The sequence below is a fragment of the Campylobacter ureolyticus genome (assembly GCF_027277485.1).
In the GTDB taxonomy this organism is placed as follows: Bacteria; Campylobacterota; Campylobacteria; order Campylobacterales; family Campylobacteraceae; genus Campylobacter_B; species Campylobacter_B ureolyticus_B.
This window is the reverse complement of record NZ_JAPXGQ010000015.1, coordinates 24,946-43,245: the sequence shown is the minus strand read 5'-3', so window position 1 is coordinate 43,245 and position 18,300 is coordinate 24,946. Positions and strand designations below refer to the sequence as shown.

The 18,300-nt window shown below is 29.9% G+C and carries 15 protein-coding genes and 1 pseudogene; 3 read left to right on the top strand and 13 right to left on the bottom strand.

What is annotated here, in order from left to right:
* Positions 1-119 (top strand): annotated as a pseudogene (locus tag O6B72_RS08165) (RNA-guided endonuclease InsQ/TnpB family protein); the annotation flags it as partial.
* Here O6B72_RS08165 and O6B72_RS08160 read toward each other — a convergent pair.
* From O6B72_RS08160 to ileS, 8 genes are all read right to left on the bottom strand, one after another.
* Positions 116-469: a YqiA/YcfP family alpha/beta fold hydrolase gene (locus tag O6B72_RS08160; RefSeq protein ID WP_269492806.1), complete on the bottom strand. Its 354-nt coding sequence runs from the start codon at positions 467-469 to the stop codon at positions 116-118. The pseudogene O6B72_RS08165 and the gene O6B72_RS08160 sit on opposite strands and share 4 nt — an antisense overlap.
* Before the next feature lie 47 nt (positions 470-516).
* Positions 517-1,188, bottom strand: a complete 672-nt coding sequence (locus O6B72_RS08155; protein WP_269492805.1) for a HesA/MoeB/ThiF family protein — start codon at positions 1,186-1,188, stop codon at positions 517-519.
* 1 nt (position 1,189) lies between these two features.
* On the bottom strand, positions 1,190-1,984 hold the full coding sequence (locus O6B72_RS08150) for a carbon-nitrogen hydrolase family protein (RefSeq protein WP_101636412.1): 795 nt from the start codon (positions 1,982-1,984) through the stop codon (positions 1,190-1,192).
* Positions 1,977-2,177, bottom strand: coding sequence for an exodeoxyribonuclease VII small subunit (xseB, locus tag O6B72_RS08145; protein WP_101636411.1), 201 nt, complete (start codon positions 2,175-2,177; stop codon positions 1,977-1,979). The genes O6B72_RS08150 and xseB overlap by 8 nt, the downstream gene beginning before the upstream one ends.
* Entirely contained in the window at positions 2,170-3,267 is a 1,098-nt protein-coding gene (gene metX, locus O6B72_RS08140; protein ID WP_269492804.1) for a homoserine O-acetyltransferase MetX, read from the bottom strand. Before metX ends, xseB begins: the two co-directional genes overlap by 8 nt.
* Positions 3,267-4,715: an IMP dehydrogenase gene (guaB, locus tag O6B72_RS08135; protein ID WP_258299261.1), complete on the bottom strand. Its 1,449-nt coding sequence runs from the start codon at positions 4,713-4,715 to the stop codon at positions 3,267-3,269. Before guaB ends, metX begins: the two co-directional genes overlap by 1 nt.
* A gap of 2 nt (positions 4,716-4,717) precedes the next feature.
* A complete protein-coding gene (gatA, locus tag O6B72_RS08130; protein ID WP_258299262.1) occupies positions 4,718-6,070 on the bottom strand; it encodes an Asp-tRNA(Asn)/Glu-tRNA(Gln) amidotransferase subunit GatA in 1,353 nt (450 codons plus the stop codon).
* A gap of 99 nt (positions 6,071-6,169) precedes the next feature.
* Positions 6,170-8,929 (bottom strand): isoleucine--tRNA ligase, encoded by a 2,760-nt coding sequence (gene ileS / locus O6B72_RS08125; protein WP_269492803.1) that lies wholly within the window; start codon positions 8,927-8,929, stop codon positions 6,170-6,172.
* Positions 8,930-9,048: 119 nt separating this feature from the next.
* On the opposite strand from ileS, the gene O6B72_RS08120 reads away from it, so the two are divergent.
* Together O6B72_RS08120 and O6B72_RS08115 are read left to right on the top strand one after the other, a co-directional pair.
* Positions 9,049-10,143 (top strand): CinA family protein, encoded by a 1,095-nt coding sequence (locus O6B72_RS08120; RefSeq protein ID WP_269492802.1) that lies wholly within the window; start codon positions 9,049-9,051, stop codon positions 10,141-10,143.
* 10 nt (positions 10,144-10,153) lie between these two features.
* Positions 10,154-10,768, top strand: a complete 615-nt coding sequence (locus tag O6B72_RS08115; protein ID WP_269492801.1) for a hypothetical protein — start codon at positions 10,154-10,156, stop codon at positions 10,766-10,768.
* Between the two features lie 578 nt (positions 10,769-11,346).
* Here O6B72_RS08115 and O6B72_RS08110 read toward each other — a convergent pair.
* From O6B72_RS08110 to mnmA, 5 genes are all read right to left on the bottom strand, one after another.
* Complete coding sequence (locus O6B72_RS08110; RefSeq protein ID WP_269492800.1) at positions 11,347-11,550, bottom strand: 4-oxalocrotonate tautomerase family protein; 204 nt, start codon at positions 11,548-11,550, stop codon at positions 11,347-11,349.
* Between the two features lie 10 nt (positions 11,551-11,560).
* Positions 11,561-13,354, bottom strand: coding sequence for a translation elongation factor 4 (gene lepA / locus O6B72_RS08105; RefSeq protein ID WP_269492799.1), 1,794 nt, complete (start codon positions 13,352-13,354; stop codon positions 11,561-11,563).
* A 239-nt stretch (positions 13,355-13,593) separates the two neighbouring features.
* Positions 13,594-14,532 carry a ribose-phosphate pyrophosphokinase gene (locus O6B72_RS08100; protein WP_016646038.1) on the bottom strand — a complete coding sequence of 313 codons (939 nt, stop codon included), beginning with the start codon at positions 14,530-14,532 and terminating at the stop codon, positions 13,594-13,596.
* An 82-nt stretch (positions 14,533-14,614) separates the two neighbouring features.
* On the bottom strand, positions 14,615-16,876 hold the full coding sequence (gene metE, locus O6B72_RS08095) for a 5-methyltetrahydropteroyltriglutamate--homocysteine S-methyltransferase (protein ID WP_269492807.1): 2,262 nt from the start codon (positions 16,874-16,876) through the stop codon (positions 14,615-14,617).
* 382 nt (positions 16,877-17,258) lie between these two features.
* On the bottom strand, positions 17,259-18,281 hold the full coding sequence (mnmA, locus tag O6B72_RS08090; protein WP_269492798.1) for a tRNA 2-thiouridine(34) synthase MnmA: 1,023 nt from the start codon (positions 18,279-18,281) through the stop codon (positions 17,259-17,261).
* Positions 18,282-18,300 lie beyond the last annotated feature (19 nt).

Below are 18,300 nucleotides of genomic sequence, written 5' to 3'. Positions count from 1 at the left end.
TAGGAATAGTTAATTCCGAATTTACGCCTATGGACTTGACGGCTCTGCTAGATGATTTAGCAATAAATCAAATAGTAACCAGCAAGGTTGAAGTAGGAATACAACAAAAATTCTATTAGTATAGTTTATATATATATTTATAGAATTTTATAGGTTTGTAGTAACGGTCAATACAAGGATTAATTACTATTTTAAAAATTTCCAGCCTTTTTAAACTCATTGTGTAATATCCACCCAAACTATGACCTATTACAATATCTACATTTTTTGATAGTTCGTCTGTTTTTGCGATAGTTTCATCATAATTTAATAAATTAAAATCTGGAGCAATTATTTTTGTTATTCCAAAATTACTTAAAACTGATTTTAGATTACTTGCAGTTGTTCCATTTCCCGAGCTATTAAATCCATGAACAATAAGAACTCTTTTTGATTTTAAATAATCTAAATAATTTTTAGAGCTTTGCATTTTTATATTTTTTTCCTTTGGTTTTTAAAATTTAAATTTATTTTTATTTATATTTTAAATTTATTGATTTTTATCTCACCGCTTGAAATATCAATATAATAAAACAAATCTTTTTTTACTTCAAGTCCGGCAAGATATCTAATGGCTAAATTTGCTTCAAGTCCAGCAGCCATCATGACAATTGGACACGCAATTCCAGTTGGCTTTATCCCTTTTTTATCAAATGCATTAAACTTAGCTTTATCAAAAAAGCAAATTTGAATAAAAAACTCCTGAACAGAGGTGTAAATCCAAGGAATTTCTATATCTTTAGCAAATTTATCTATCAAAACTCTGGTTTCTAAATTATCAGTTGCATCTAAAATAAGATCAAACTTAACATTATTTTTTTTTATAAACTCTTTAAAATTTAAAATGTGAGAAAAAACTTTAACACCGTTAAATCGACTTTCAAGCACACTTTTAAAAACTTCTGCTTTAAATTTCCCTTCATCATCTAATTTAAATAAAATTTGACGATGAATGTTTGAAATATCGACTCTGTCAAAATCAACAATGTGAATTTCTCCAATCCCACTACTTCCAAGCGAAAGACCAAGCGAGCTTCCAAGCCCACCACTGCCAATTATTAAGATTTTTTTATTTTTCAAGCCTTCTTGAGTTTTTTTGCCCCAAAGCTGAATTTGTCTTTTAAAATAAGTACTTTCGAAATCACTCATTTTAAAAGCCTTTTTTAGCTAAAATTTCTCTAAATTTCCAAAATTTCCTCTGAGTTTTTAGTTCATTTTTGGAAAGTTCAAAAAGTAAAATTCCTTCTTCTTCATTTAACTTGCTACTTATTATTCCATTTGGAGTTACAGCGAAACTTTTTCCATAAAACTCACAAACTTTTTTATCAAATTTAGCTTTTCCAATGCGATTTGCTCTTAAAACATAGACTAAATTTGTAAAAGCTTTTGCTTTTAAAATTTCCTCCCATCTTTGGTTTGAGTCAAAAGTCCCAGCTGTTGGCACTAAAACCACATCAACATCTTTTTTTAGTAAATATTGCCAACAAATATCAAAATGAGTTTCAAAACCCATTAAAACTCCAAATTTGAAATTTTCGTGGTTAAATACGGGCAAATTTAACTTTTTTGCATCATTTAAAAAAAACTCTTCCTCATTCCAATGATCATAATTTATTAAAAAATTCTGCTCAAAATACCTATATGAATTTGGAGAAAATTTAGCTATACCTTTTACAAAACCTTTATTTTTTTTTGTTATAAAAGGTGCTATTATGGTTGTATTGTATTTTTTTGCAAGCTTGATAAAAAGCTCTTTTTTATGTAAAATTTGCTCATTAATAAGACTTTTTGGCATTTTTAAAAGTTCAGTAAAAAAGCTATTTAAAACATATTCGCCCAAAAGAACAAGTGATGCACCGCTTTCTTTTACGATTCTCATGTAATAATCAATTCGCCCCTCACTCATCGATAAAGTCGGAAGCTGAATAATACAAATTTTACTCATCACTAATCTCAGTAATTTCAAGTTTTGCTTTATCCAAAATTTTAGAAGTTTGTTTTAATAAACTTAAAGCTTCTTTGTAAATTTCAACACTTTTTTCTAAACTTAAATTTTCATCTTTTAGTTTCTCGAGTAAATCTTCAAGTTTTTTTACTTTATCTTCAAAACTTTCAATTTCATCTATTTTTTCACTCATTTAACGCCTTTTTTATATAATTTTCAAATTTATCACACTCTACTAAAAACGCATCATGTCCATAACTGCTTTCAATATTATAAAACTCACTCTCTTTACCAAGATCATTTAATGCATCATAAATTTCTTTCATCTCATCTGGCATAAAAAGCATATCACCTTTAAAAGCAATTAATGTAAGCTTTGCTTTAACGTTTGAAAGTGCATCTTTTAAATCATCATAATTTCTTGTTGAGTCAAATATATTCATCATCTTTACAATATAAAGATAGCAAAGTGGATCAAATTTTCTGGCAAAATTTGAAGCATTATACTCCATATATCTATCTACTTCAAATCTTCCTTTAAGCTCGTAAAGTCCATCTGTTGCAACATAATTTCTTCCGAATTTCATATCTGTTGATGATGGACTTAGAAAACTTATATGCCCTGCCATCCTGCCAACTTCCATACCAACAAGCCCGTGTTTTGCAACTAAGTTTTTATCGTAGTTTCCATTATCAAAAATAATATCATTTAAAATGCCATGAATTGCTATTTTATTAAAAGCTATTGCCCATGCTCTTGTTGCATAAGTTGAAGCAAGCATTACAATTCTATCACTAAAATTTGGATGGTCAATTGCAAAGCAAAGTGCTTGCATACCACCTAAACTTCCACCAACTACAGCATGAACTTTTTTTATACCAAGCCTTGTAAAAAGTCTCATTTGTGCGTTTACAACATCACTAATTGTAAGAACAGGAAACTTTAGTCTATATTCTGTACTAGTACTTTCATCTATACTTAAAGGGTTTGTTGAGCCAAATGGACTTCCTAAAATACTTACACAAATTACAAAATATTTTGTTGTATCTATAGTTTTATTATCACCAATGAGCGTGTCCCACCAACCTGGCTTTGCATCTCCATCATACCTACCTGCAGCATGGCAAGAGCCGGTTAGAGCGTGACATACTACAACTGCGTTAGTTTTATTCTCGTTTAATTTTCCATAAGTTTCGTATTTTAACTTAAACGATGATAAGATACGACCGCTTTCTAAATGAAGCGGTTCGTTAAAATATTCTAAATTTGTGCTTATTTTCACTAATGAACTTTATAATTTGGAGCTTCTTTTGTTATGACAACATCATGAACATGGCTTTCTTTTAGACCTGCTGTTGTTATCTCTACAAATTCAGCTTTTTCTTGGAATGTTGGTATATCGATACTTCCACAATATCCCATAGAGCTTCTTAATCCTCCTAAAAGCTGAAAAACAACATTTTTTAAAGTTCCAGCATAAGGAACTCTTCCCTCAATTCCTTCAGGAACTAATTTATCACTTGCAGTTCCTTCTTGAAAATACCTATCAGCACTTCCCCTGGTCATTGCTCCAATTGAGCCCATTCCACGATAAAGTTTATATTGTCTTCCTTGGAATGTTATTAAATCTCCTGGACTCTCATCACAACCTGCAAGCAAACTTCCTATCATAACAGAACTTGCTCCTGCAGCTAAAGCCTTTGCAATGTCGCCTGAGTATTTTATACCACCATCTGCAATTATAGGAATATCATATTTTTTAGCTTCCTGGGCACAATCACTAATAGCTGTAATTTGTGGCACACCAACACCTGCTACTATTCTAGTGGTGCAAATACTTCCAGGTCCAATTCCAACTTTTATTGCATCTGCTCCAGCTTTTGCAAGATCAGCTATGCTTTTTGGATTTGCAACATTTCCAACTATAACATCAACATCTAAATTTGATTTTAATTCTTTTAAAGTATTTATTATGTTTTTAGAGTGCCCATGGGCTGAATCAAGCACTAAAACATCAACACCTGCATCAACTAAAGCCTCTGCTCTTTCAAAATGTCCTACTCCAATAGCAGCACCAACAACCAATCTTCCATATTTATCTTTATTTGAGTTTGGATACTCTATTCTTTTTTTAAGATCTTTTATTGTGATTAAACCATCTAATTTGCCATTTTCATCAACTATTGGAAGTTTTTCAACTTTATTATTTTTAAAAATTTCTTCTGCATCATCAAGTGTGCAACCTTTTGGAGCTGTTATAAGAGGTGTTTTTGTCATTTTATCACCAACAAGAGCAGTAAAATCAGTCTCAAATCTCAAATCTCTATTTGTTAAAATTCCTATTAAAACCCTATCATCATTTACAACTGGAACACCTGAAATTCTATATTCACTCATTATATCAAGTGCTTCTTTTATAGTTGCATCAGGTTTTATAAAAATTGGATCTATTATGACACCACTTTCACTTTTTTTAACTCTTTTTACCATTCTAACTTGAGTTTTTATATCCATATTTTTATGAATTATTCCAATTCCTCCAAGTCTTGCCATCATAATAGCTGTTCTATACTCAGTTACTGTATCCATAGCAGCACTAACTAGTGGAACATTTAAGCTTATCTTTTTTGTCAATCTTGATTTTAAAACTATATCTTTTGGTAAAATTTCTGAATATTGTGGCATTAAAAGCACATCTTCAAAAGTCAAAGCTTTTTTTACTATCCTCATATTTACTCCTTACTTAAATTCTCTAAAACTAACCCGCCATTTAAAACATTTTCATCATCAAAAGCTTTTCCTAAAAGCTGGGCACTTATACTAAGCCCCTCGTTTGTTTTGCAAACTGGAACTGAAATAGCTGGAAGTCCTGCTAAATTTGCACCAACTGTGTATAAATCTCCTAAATAAACTTTAAGTGGTTCTGTAATGCTTCCAAATTTATATGGCAATGTAGGAGTTACTGGACTAAAAATAAGATCGGCTTCATTAAAGACTTCTTCATACTCTCTTCTTATAAACTCTCTTGCCTTTTGAGCTTTTACATAATATGCATCATAATATCCACTACTTAAAACGAAGGTTCCTAAGAGAAGTCTTCTTTGAACTTCAGCTCCAAAACCTTCAGCTCTTGTATTTGCATAAAGCTCATGTAAATTTTTAGCCTCTGCACGTCTTCCATATCTTACACCGTCAAATCTACTTAAATTTGCGCTTGCTTCAGCATTTGCAATAATATAATAAGCTGCAATATCTATATTGGCATTTGAAAACTCTTTATAAATTATCTCATGTCCGGCTGATTTTAGTTTTTCAATTGTTTTTAAAAGAGCATTTTTTATCACTTCATCAGTATTTTCAATATAATTTTTAATAACAGCAATTTTTAACTTTTTATTTGGATTTAAATTTGTAGGTGCATACTCGCCATCATAACTTGTACTATCTTTTTCATCATGTCCTTTTATGATATCGTATAAAATAGCAGCATCTTTTACATTTTGAGTAATAGGTCCAATTTGATCTAAGCTACTTGAATAAGCCCCAAGACCATATCTACTAACTCTTCCATAAGTTGGTTTAAAACCAACACAACCACAAAATGCAGCAGGTTGGCGGATACTTCCACCAGTATCACTTCCAAGCGCTGCTATTGCTATACCACCTGCAACAGCTGCTGCACTTCCACCGCTACTTCCACCTGGAACTCTTGAGTTATCAAGTGGATTGAGAGTTTTTCCATAAAAAGAAGTTGCAGTTGTGCTTCCCATAGCAAACTCATCCATATTTGTTCTTCCAAAAGCACAAATTCCTGCATTTTTTAGCTTTACAATTGCTGTTGCATCATAAGGTGCGATATATCCTTGAAGTATTTTTGAAGCACTTGTAACGCTCCAACCTTTTACTTGGATATTATCTTTTATCGCAACTGGAACACCATTTCCACTTATACTCATTTCTGAATCTAAAAACTGCTCAATATAAGCACCTAACTCTTTCTTTTCTTTTATTTTTTTTGATAAATCTTGTTTTAGATTTTTTAAATCTTCGCTTGATAGTTTTAAAGCAGCTTCTAAACTTATCACTTATTCTCCTTAAATTTATTTACAAATACCACACCAATTACGATTAAAACTATAAATAATAAAAAAGTTATAATTAAAACGCTATTTGGTAAAGGCTCACTAAACATTTTCCATTACCTTATTACATCTTGGACAAAGCTCATCATCTTTTTGAGCGTTAAATTTCCAGCATCTTGGACATTTGTGTAAATTTGATTTTACAATTCTAAAAATCTCATCATCAACTTTAAACTCAGCTAAACACTCACTACTTTCAAGACCTCTTACCTCACTTACTAAGTACCAATCAATTATATCTTGCATATCGTGAGATAAAACTTCATTTGAGCTTGTTTCAAGTGCAATTTCAAGCGTAGATTTAATAATTTTATCTTTTTTTAGACTATCAACCATCTCAAAAAATTTCTCTCTTGAAGATATAAAAATTTCATCTTCTATTTTAAAATCATAATCAAGCTCTTCATATAAAAGATCAAATGCATCTGATTTTCCATTTTTAATAATATCCGGTGCAAACTCCATAACCTCATCTACTGTGTAGGTTAAAGTTGGAGCAATTAGCGGTAAAAGACTTCTTGTAATTATTACCATAACACTTTGAGCACTTCTTCTTCTAGCTGAGTTTATATCATCACAATATAGTCTATCTTTACAAATGTCTAGATAAATTCCACTCAAATCAGCATTTAAGAAATTTAAAAGCTGATTAAACCCTTTTGAAAAGTCGTAGTTTTTAAATGAATTTTCAACATCTTTGAATGTTTTTGAAGCTTTTGTTAAAATCCATTTATCTAAATTTGTGAAATTTGAAGTTTCAAGTTCTTTTAAATCACTAACATTTGCAAGTAAAAATCTTATTGTATTTCTTATTTTTCTATACTGTTCACTAACTTGCTTTAATATCTCTTTTCCAATTTTTAAATCACTTGAATAATCACTCAAACTTACCCAAAGCCTTAGAATTTCAACACCATACTCTTTAATAATTTCACTTGGCAAAATAACATTTCCAACTGATTTACTCATCTTAGCACCATCTTTATCAACTGTAAATCCATGTGTTAAAATGGCTTTATAAGGAGCTTTTTCATTGATTGCGCAACTTACTAAAAGAGAGCTTTGAAACCAGCCACGATGCTGATCACTTCCTTCTAGGTACATATCAGTTGGATAACTTCCAGCATCGTATTCACCGCTATTTAAAACAGCATTCCAAGTTGAGCCACTATCAAACCAAACATCCAAAATATCCATAACTTTTTCTAAATTTTCAGGTTTGTATTTTGAATTTTTTGGTAAGAGCTCACCTATTTCAAGTTCCCACCACGCATCAGCTCCTTGAGTTTTAAAAATTTCATAAACATTATCTAAAATTTCACTATCAAAAATTGGTTCTTTTGTGGATTTATCTCTAAAAAACGCGATTGGAACCCCCCACTCTCTTTGCCTTGAAATACACCAATCAGGGCGATTTTCTATCATTGATAAAAGACGGTTTTTACCAGCTTGTGGATAAAATTTTATATTATTATTTATCTCATTTATAGCAATCTCTCTTAAGGTTTTACCACCGAGTTTTGGCTCATCCATAGCTATAAACCACTGTTTTGTTGCTCTATAAATTACAGGTTTTTTAGTTCTCCAGCAAAATGGATAAGAGTGCGTAAATTTACTCACACTTAATAAATTTTTACTTAAAATTTCAACTATTTTTTCGTTTGCTTTAAAAATGTGCATTCCAACAAGCTCATCAACAAACTCATCTTTTATAAGTTTTTTTGATTTTAAAGTTTCATCAAAACAGCCACTATCATCAACTGGCATTAATACTTCAATTCCATATTTTAACGCTGCAAAATAGTCATCTTCACCATGTCCTGGAGCAGTATGAACTAGTCCTGTTCCTCCGTCCATTAAAACATGTTCTCCTAAAATAAATCTTGATAATCTATCATTTAGTGGATTTATCGCATATAAATTTTCTAAAATTTTTGAGTCAAATTCTTTTAAAATTTCACCTTTTGTGAGGTTTTTAGAAATTAAAACTTCAAGTAAAGGCTTAGCAAAAATATAGCCTTCTTTTGTAACCACATACTTTTCATGTGGATTTAGAGCAATTGCTTGATTTGCTGGAAGTGTCCATGGAGTAGTAGTCCAAATAACTGCTTTTGCATTCTCAATTCCAAGTTTTTTATTTGCCTCATCTGTTAATTTAAAGCTTGCATAAAGACTATAATCTTCTTTATCTTTATACTCAACTTCAGCTTCAGCTAAAGCTGTTTTAGCAGCCCAGCTCCAAAAAACAGGCTTACTTCTTTCAATCAAAAGTCCTTTTTTAGCAATATCACAAAGGTTTTTATAAATATCAGCTTCAAATTTAAATTTCATAGTTAAGTATGGATCACACCAATCACCAATAACTCCTAAATCTTTAAACTCATCTCTTTGAATATTGACAAATTTAGTTGCATGATCTCTACAAAGTTGTCTTAACTCTTTTTTTGAAATACTATTTTTTTTATCACCTAAACTTACTTCAACTTGTTGTTCAATAGGAAGTCCGTGACAGTCCCAACCAGGAACATATCTAATTTCATCACCAAAAAAATAATGTGTTTTAATAATTATATCTTTTAAAATTTTATTTAACGCATGACCTATATGAAGATGGCCGTTTGCATACGGCGGTCCGTCATGAAGTGCAAAAGAATTTGAACTACCTTTTCTTTTGTCTTTCATTTTTTCATAAACTTTTCTTTCTTCATACCATGCTTTTAGTCTTTTTGGCTCATTTGCTGGTAAGTTTCCTCTCATTGCAAAGTCTGTTTTAGGCAAAAAAAGTGTGTCTTTATAATCCATTTAGTAAAACCTTCCATAAAAAATTTTCAAATTTTACCTAAGAAGCGCTGAAATAATAATAAAAAAGTTAAACTAAATTTGATATAATCACTAAAACTTAATTAAAAAGGAGTAGAAAAATGAACGATTTACTTTTAATTTTAGGTGAAGATATAAAGATAAATACTCCGTTTTTAAATTATGTTTTTAAAAGCTACATTTTTAAATTTGGTGAACTTGGTGACATAAATTTTATAGATAAAAATGATAAAAACATTATTGAAAATATTATAAATTTAAGTAAAATTTATAAATATATAACTATTTTTTCAAGCGATGAAAATTACCATTTAATTGCTAAAATTTTAGCTAGTTTAAATGATGATTTATTAGAGATTAAATTTGAAGATACACTCACTCCATCTCTTGCTATAAATTCTAAAGAGGGCAGTTTTTTGGTTAGTTTAAATGATTGTGATATAAATTTAGTAAAAGCAAATCCACTAAATAAACTTCCTGAGTTTTTGATTAGAAAAAATAACTTAGATCTTAAATTTTACATTTACGGATTTAAATTTGAGGATGTGGAAGCTGTTTTTAAAGAGTTTGAAACTAAATTTAACACAGAAATTTCAATTACTAGATATAGTAATTTCATAATTTTTGCAAAAGCTATAAGTAAGAAATTTAGTGATTTAAACGGACTTAGAGATGAGCTTTTAAATACTTTTATAAATAGAGTAATTTTTGAAGAAAATTTAGCAATGTTTATTGTTAGTAGGTTAAAAAATGCTAAATTAAAACTAAGTTTTGCTGAGAGTTGCTCGTGTGGTTTAATAGCATCAAAAATAGGTGAAATAAGTGGCGCTAGCGAGGTGTTTGATGGTTCACTTGTAACTTACTCAAACGAGATAAAACATCTTTGGCTTGATGTTAGTAATGAGACTTTAAACGAATTTGGAGCAGTTAGTAAAGAGTGTGTTAATGAGATGCTAAAAGGTGTTTTAAAAACTACGGGAGCTGATTTTTCTATGGCAATAAGTGGCATCGCAGGACCTAGTGGTGGAAGTGAGGATAAGCCTGTTGGAACTGTGATAATTGGAGTAAGTAGCACAGAAAAACAAATAGTTGAAGAGTTTCTTATAAAAGGCGATAGAAATTATATAAGAAATGAAAGTGTAAATATAGCTTTTAGCCTTCTTTTGGAAGTTGGAAGCGAAATATTTTTAAACTAAAGGAGATAATATGAAAAAAATTTTAATGATTTTAATATGTTTAAATTTTGGCTTTGGTTTTAATACAAAAGATGCAAACGAAAGTATTGATAATCTTGCTTATAAAAGTAAAATTATGGGGGAGCTAATAAACAATTTTTTAATTCAAAATCAGCCAAAAGTTGAAGCTTTTAAAAACGAGATGATAAAGTCCTTTTTTGATATAAATAATAGCATAAATAGTTTTGGAAATGATCTTGGAAATGAACTTTTAAAAATGCAAAAAGAGTTTTATAAAAACTTTAGTGATAGTGATTTTGAAAATTTGAAAAATAGCTTTTTAAATAGTGACAATACTAAAAGCACTGTATTTATAAAAAATACTCAAAAAAGCATTTCACTAGATGAGATGAAGCAAATCATAAATATAAATCCAAATTTAATAACTTCGGCTAGTTTGATAAATGAAAACGACAATACCGAGCTAAATTTAGAAGGAAATGAAAAACTAACTCAAAATGAGTTTGAAGAAATCGCTAAAAAAAGTATTGAAATAATAAAACAAAATCATAAAAATATTAAAACAATTAGAATATATTATTTTAATGAAAAAAGCAAATTTAGTAAATTTTATAAAATAAACTAGTTTCACTCTTTTATATCAGTCAAAGTTAGCCCAAAAGCACATTTATACCTGCTTTTTGGCAAAGATAATAAAACATATTTCATCGTAAGCCAGATGCTATCAAATCATCCGCTAAAAAACTAGCTTATTAATTTTTTTAAAAAATTTTAAAATCTCACTTGTTTGAAGTCTAAATTTAAATTCTTCCACTATATTTGACATCAGAATTTGCTCTTAAATCATTATAAATTGGCTTTATTTCGCTTAAATTTAGAGCTTTTGCAAAAAAGAAGTATGGAAATAATCACTTTTAATATTATCATCTAAATGAATTGCTAAAATTTTTTCATTAATTTAAAAGTTTTAGCAAATTTTGTAAAATTTAATCTTGCTAAATTTTTATAGATAAAAACTCCGTGCAAATAGTGCTTAGAGTGAATTAAGTTTTTAATATCAATATATTTATAAAATGAATAAACCTTAAAGCCGTTAAATTCTCTTTTGGATAAAGTATGTTTGCTAAGTATTTTTTTACAACTTTTACAAAAAGTTTTTATACTAACATCCACAATTTAAACATCTCATTTAGTTTTTAAAGCTCACTTTTTTCTTAAATTTGTTATGCTCTTGCCGCCAAGTCCGTAGTTATCAGTATCAATTTCCTCTATTATGACAACGGTTGAGCTTTTATTTTTGCCTAAAACCTCATTTATTAAATTTGCAACGCCATTTATTAAAAGTTCTTTTTGCTCTTTTGTCGGCTCATCATTTTCTTTAGTAACGCAAATTTTAACAAATGGCATAATGTTTTCTTTAATCGATCTTTAAAACGCTTAAAAATGCCTCACTTGGCAAACTTACTTTTCCAACTTGTTTCATTCTTTTTTTACCCTCTTTTTGTTTTTCTAAAAGCTTTCTTTTTCTTGAAATATCTCCACCATAACATTTAGCTGTTACATTTTTACCCATTGAACGGACATTTTCTCTAGCAATTATTTTATTTCCAATACTTGCTTGGATAGCTACCTCAAAAAGCTGTCTTGGAACGATATCCTTCATAGCTTTTACAAGATCTCTTCCTTTGCTTAAAGCCTTATCTCTTGGGACTATAATTGAAAGAGCATCTACATTTTCTCCCGCAACTTTAATATCTAGTTTTACCAAATCACCTGTCTTATAATCACTTATTTCATAATCAAAACTAGCATATCCTTTTGTGCAAGATTTTAACCTGTCATAAAAATCCATAACTATTTCATTCATAGGAATATCATATTCTAAAAGCACTCTTTCAGGTGTTATATAATCCATCTTTGTCTGAATTCCGCGACGATTGTTTACTAAAGTTATAATATTGCCTAAAAACTCACTTGGGGTTATAATAGTAGCTTTTACATAAGGCTCTTTGATGGTTTCTATCTCATTAATAGGTGGAAGTTCGCTTGGATTTTGAATTTCAAGCATATTTCCATCTGTTTTATAAACTTCATAAGTTACAGTCGGCGCTGTAGCGATTAAATCAAGATCAAACTCTCTTTCAAGTCTTTCTTTTACAACTTCCATATGAAGCAATCCCAAAAACCCAACTCTAAACCCAAAACCAAGTGCTGCAGAAGTTTCAGGCTCGTAACTTATAGAGCTATCATTTAATTTGAGTTTATCAAGTGCATCTCTTAAATCCTCAAATTTATCAGTTTCTATAGGATAAATTCCAGCAAAAACAAAAGCTTTTGCCTTTTCAAAACCTCCAATTGGCTCACTTGCTTTATTTTTAAATAGCGTTATAGTATCTCCAACTGCTACATCACTAACTGTTTTAAGACCTAAAACAACAATCCCAACTTCACCACTTTTAAGCTCTTTTGTCTTAATTGGCGCAACTGGATTTGGGTATAAAAGATCTATAACAAGATGTTTTTTGCCAGTTCCCATAACTAAAACTTCATCATTTATTTTTATATTTCCATCATAAATTCTTACTAAAGCTAAAGCTCCCAAATAATTATCAAACCAACTATCATAAATCAAAGCTTTTAGAGGCTTATCATTTGCAACTTTTGGCGCTGGAATCCTTTGGATAATTGCCTTTAAAAGTTCATCTATGCCAAATCCAGTTTTTGCACTTACCTCTATAGCATCGCTACAATCAAGCCCAATAACATGCTCAATCTCTTCTTTTACGCGCTCAGGATTTGCTGCTGGAAGATCTATTTTATTTAAAACCGGAATTATCTCAAGGTTGTGTTCAAGTGCTATATAAACATTTGCAATAGTTTGAGCTTGAACACCCTGACTTGCATCAACCACAAGAATAGCTCCCTCGCAACTTGCAAGGCTTCTACTAACTTCATAGCTAAAATCAACATGCCCTGGAGTATCAATTAAATTTATAATATATTTTTTTCCGTTAAGTTCATAGTTTAATCTAACAGATTGAGCCTTTATCGTAATTCCACGCTCTTTTTCAATATCCATATTGTCCATAACCTGCGAATTCATCTGCCTATCACTTACTGCACCACATTCTTGTATAATGCGATCAGCCAAAGTGCTTTTTCCATGATCAATATGGGCTATAATGCTAAAATTTCTAATATTGCTTTCCATCTTTGTCCTGTAAATTTGATTTTTATACTATTTTAGCGAAAATTTTATAAAATAAAAACACAATTTCTTTGTTATTTTTTTTAAGGTGATAATCTTATATTTGATATTGTATCTACATAACTAAAGCATTAAATGCCAAAATATAATAACACTGATGTCAGTAAATCATGCTAAATAATATACAAATGTTTTGATAAAATTTAATAGTATCTTATAAGTAGCAAAAAGCTACTTATAAATCACGCAAATAAGCTATTTACACTCTCATCGTGATAAACTCTTCTTATAACTTCACCAAAAAGCGGAGCAACGCTTATAACTTTTATTTTTTTAAAATTTTGTCCCTTTTCGCAAAGTGGAATTGTATCAGTTACAACAAGTTCATCTAAAGCATCATTTTGTAAATTTTCATAGGCTTTTCCACTTAAAACTGGATGAGTACAAAATGCCATTACACTAGTTGCTCCTCTTTCTTTAAAAGCGGCTGCAGCTTTTACTATGGTTCCAGCAGTATCTATAATATCATCCACTAAAATCACATCTTTGCCATTTACATCACCAATAACATTCATAACTTCACTTTTATTTGCTTCTTCTCTTCTTTTATCAACAATTACCATATCAAGACCAAGTTTTTTTGCTAAACTTCTAGCTCTTGCTACACCACCAACATCTGGGCTTGCCACAATTGGATTTTTAAGATTTTTACTTTTTACATAATCTGTAAAAACAATTGAACCATATAAATTATCAACTGGCTGGTCAAAAAATCCTTGAATTTGTCCAGCGTGCAAATCCATAGTAACAACTCTATCTATTCCAGCAACCTGCATCATATCTGCCACTAATTTTGCAGTAATAGGCACTCTTGGAGCAGCCTTTCTATCTTGTCTTGCATATCCAAAATATGGTAATATCGCAGTTATACTGCTAGCACTGCTTCTTTTTAATGCATCACTTAAAATTAAAAGCTCCATTAAATTTGAATTAGCCGGAGCACAAGTTGGTTGGATAATAAAAACATCTTTTCCTCTTACGCTTTCACCTATTTGAACGCTTATCTCACCATCGCTGAAAGTTTTAATAGAACACTCGCCAAGTGGCAAAGAAAGATATTTAGAAATTTTTTTAGAAAACTCAACATTTGCAGTTCCAGAAAATATTTTATAACCTCGCATAAAAAAACCTTTAAATAAAATTGCCTTATTTTAGCGAAATTAAACTTTAAAACAGAGAAGTTATTCTCTGTTTTTTAAATTTTTAATAAGATCTTATTATTTTAACGGCCTCAACCATATTTTTAAGACTTGGTTTTACCTCTTCCCATTTTCTGGTTTTTAGACCACAATCAGGGTTTATCCAAAGCTTTTCTTTTGGAAGCACTTTTAAAATATTTTCTATTTGTTCTACCAACTCCTCTACGCTTGGCACTCTTGGACTATGGATATCATAAACCCCTGGACCAATTTCTTGTTTATAGCCAACCTCTTTAAAAACTTTTAAAAGTTCATTTCCACTTCTTGCAGTTTCTATGCTTATAACATCAGCATCCATAGCTTCAATGGTTTTAATGATATCATTAAATTCACTATAGCACATATGAGTGTGAATTTGCGTATCCTTTCTTGCAGGACTAACTGCTAATCTAAATGCATCAACTGCAAATTTTTCATACGCACAAACATCTTCTTTTCTTAATGGATACCCCTCTTTAAAAGCAGCTTCATCAACTTGGATAATTTTAATTCCTGCATTTTGCAAGTCATTTATCTCATCAGCAATTGCAAGAGCAAGCTCTTTTACAATTTCACTTTTATCTTTATCATCTCTAACAAAAGACCAATTCATAATAGTTACTGGTCCTGTTAGCATACCTTTTACAGGCTTGTTTGTTTTACTTTGTGCATAAGTTATCCATTTAACAGTCATTGGATTTGGTCTTTTTACATCTCCAAATAAAAGTGGAGGCTTTACACATCTACTACCATAACTTTGAACCCAGCCATTTTGTGTAAATGCATATCCGCTTAATTGCTCACCAAAATACTCAACCATATCATTTCTTTCAGGTTCGCCATGAACTAAAACATCAAGATCAATTTCTTCTTGAAATTTAATGCACTCATCTATATATTTTTTTATCTCATTTTCATAGAAATTTTCATCAACAACTTCATTTTTATAAGCTCTTCTTATCTGACGAAGCTCAGCAGTTTGTGGGAAACTTCCAATTGTTGTAGTAGGCAAACTTTTTAAATTTAGCCTTTTATCTTGCAAAGATATTCTATCTTTAAAATCCCCATCTCTTCTAAATTTAGTTAAGCTCTTAACTCTTAAATTTACCTCATCATCATTTATAAGTTTTGAAATTTTTCTATTTTTAGCCGCTTCTAGGCTTTCATTGTAAATTTTTTGATCATTTTGATTTAGTTCTAAATTTGATGCAAGCTTTGAAAGAATTCTAACCTCATCAAGCTTTTCAATAGCAAAACTTAACCAACTTTTTATCTCACTATTTAGCTTATCTTCGTATTTTAGTGTAAATGGCACATGTAAAAGTGAGCAGCTCGTACCTATAAAAATTATATCGTCACTTAAATTTTCTTTAATTTTTTTAATAATTTTTAGTTTATCGTCTAAATTTGCTCTCCAAACATTTCTGCCGTTTATAATCCCTGCAAATAAAACCTTATCGCTTTTAGCTAAAATTTCAAGTGCTTTAAAGTTTTTGTCATTTGTAAAATCAAGTCCAATCGCCCAAACTTTTGTATCAACAAGCTCATTTACAGCCTTAATAGCGTTTTCAAAATATGTCATAAAAATGATTTTTAAATTTGAAATTTCACTAAATTTATTATAAGTTGGCTTTATAAATTTTATTAATTTTTCATCCAAATCAGTTGCAAAAATAGGCTCATCTATCTGAACTATAACCTCATCATCTAGTTTTGAAATTTCTTTTAAAAGCTCATAGTATTTAGAAACTAGCTCATCAAATTTAGAAAAGGGGCAAGTTTTATCAGTTGTTTTTGACAAGGCTAAAAATGTAATAGGGCCTATTAAATTTATTTTAAGTTTTCTTGAAGTTATGCTTTTTGCCTCTTTATATTCGCTTAAAATTTTATCTAAATTTAGACTAAATTTCGTATCTTTTGTAATTTCAGGAACTATGTAATGATAGTTTGTATTAAACCACTTTGTCATCTCCATAGCAACTGCATCTTTACTTCCTCTTGCAAGTGCAAAATACTGCTCTAAGCCATTTAAATTTTGAAATCTACTAGGTATCGCACCAAAAGTTATGATATTATCAAGCATTAAATCATAAAATGAAAAGTCATTTGCACTTATTAGATCAATGCCTCTTTCATCTTGATATTTTATATGTTTTATTCGCAACTCTTTTGCGACTGCTTGAAGACTTGCTTCATCTATTTTTCCAGCCCAAAAGCCTTCTAATGCTCTTTTTAGCTCTCTTTGTTCGCCTATCCTTGGAAAACCTGTTATATAATTTTTCATAATTTTTATCCTTTTTTATTTTTATTTATTTTATTTTGTTTTGTTTTTGAAATAATTAGTTTTTAAGTTAACTAACGCATTTCATAAAATAAAAAAGGTGGTATTTTTGAAGCATTTTTAAAACTTAACCCATTTACTTTTGGTAATTTAAAAAGTCTTAAAAAAGAATTTGTTCTATTTTTAAAGATACAGTTACAATGAACAGCACTGACAATGCAAAAGAATATAAAATTTAATGGCGCAAAAAAACTAAACCTTGTTATAAACAAACTTCCTGTTTCTTTGAAACTATTAAAATCCTTTAAAGCCTTGTAGCATGGGGCATGTCATAATTTTCTCCTTAAAATGAAGTCGTTAGTTTAGCGAATGTTTTCTTAAAATAAAATTATTTTATAAATCCACTTGCCAAAACTCTATCTAAATCATCATAAAATACAGCTAGTTGTCCGCTTGCAATGCCACTTATTTTCTCATCTAAAATAACCTTAGTTCCGCCCTTTTCAAGCTTTTTTATAGTTCCTTTAATTTTTGATGAGCGATATCTTATTTTTATATTTGCTCTAAACTCTTCATCTAAATTTAAAAATTCATTTAAATTTATAGTTTCAAACTCATTTTCTAAAAGCTCATTTTTAAGCCCAACGATAATTTCATTATTTTTAGCATCTATTTTAGTGACATAGTGTGGCTCATGTGCTCCAAAAACACTAAAACCACGCCTTTTTCCAATCGTATAATGCATATATCCATCATGTTTTCCAACGATTTCGCCGTTACTATTTTTCACAACTCCTGGGGTATTTGTATTAAAATGTTTATTTAAAATATCAATATAGCTATTTTCAACAAAGCAAATTTCACTACTTTCTTTTTGTCCAGCTATCTCTATTAGCTCAGGAAAGTTTGCAATACAAGCCTTTATATCTTTTTTATAACTATTTCCAAGTGGAAAAATCATATTTTTTAATGCATCTTTTTTAATATTTGCTAAAAAATAACTTTGATCTTTACTCTCATCAAGCGCTACTTTTAAAAGTCCATTTTCAACTCTTACATAATGCCCAGTTGCTAATTTTTCACAGCCTAATTTTATAGCAAAATCAAGTAACTTTCCAAGTTTTATAGCTCTATTGCACAATGCGCATGGATTTGGTGTTTTACCACTTTTATAAATTTCAATAAAAGGCTTATACACTTCTTTTTCAAACTCACTTTGAAGATCTAAAATTTTAGTTTCTATGCCTAAAAACTCACCTACTTTTTTTACTTTTTTTATGTTTTGCTCATGATAATTAGGCTTGTTATGAAGCTTCATATAACATCCTATTATCTCATGACCTTCATCTTTTAGAATTTTTGTAACATACGAACTATCAACACCACCGCTTAATGCGACTAAAATTTTCAAATTTTATCCTTGTATTTAT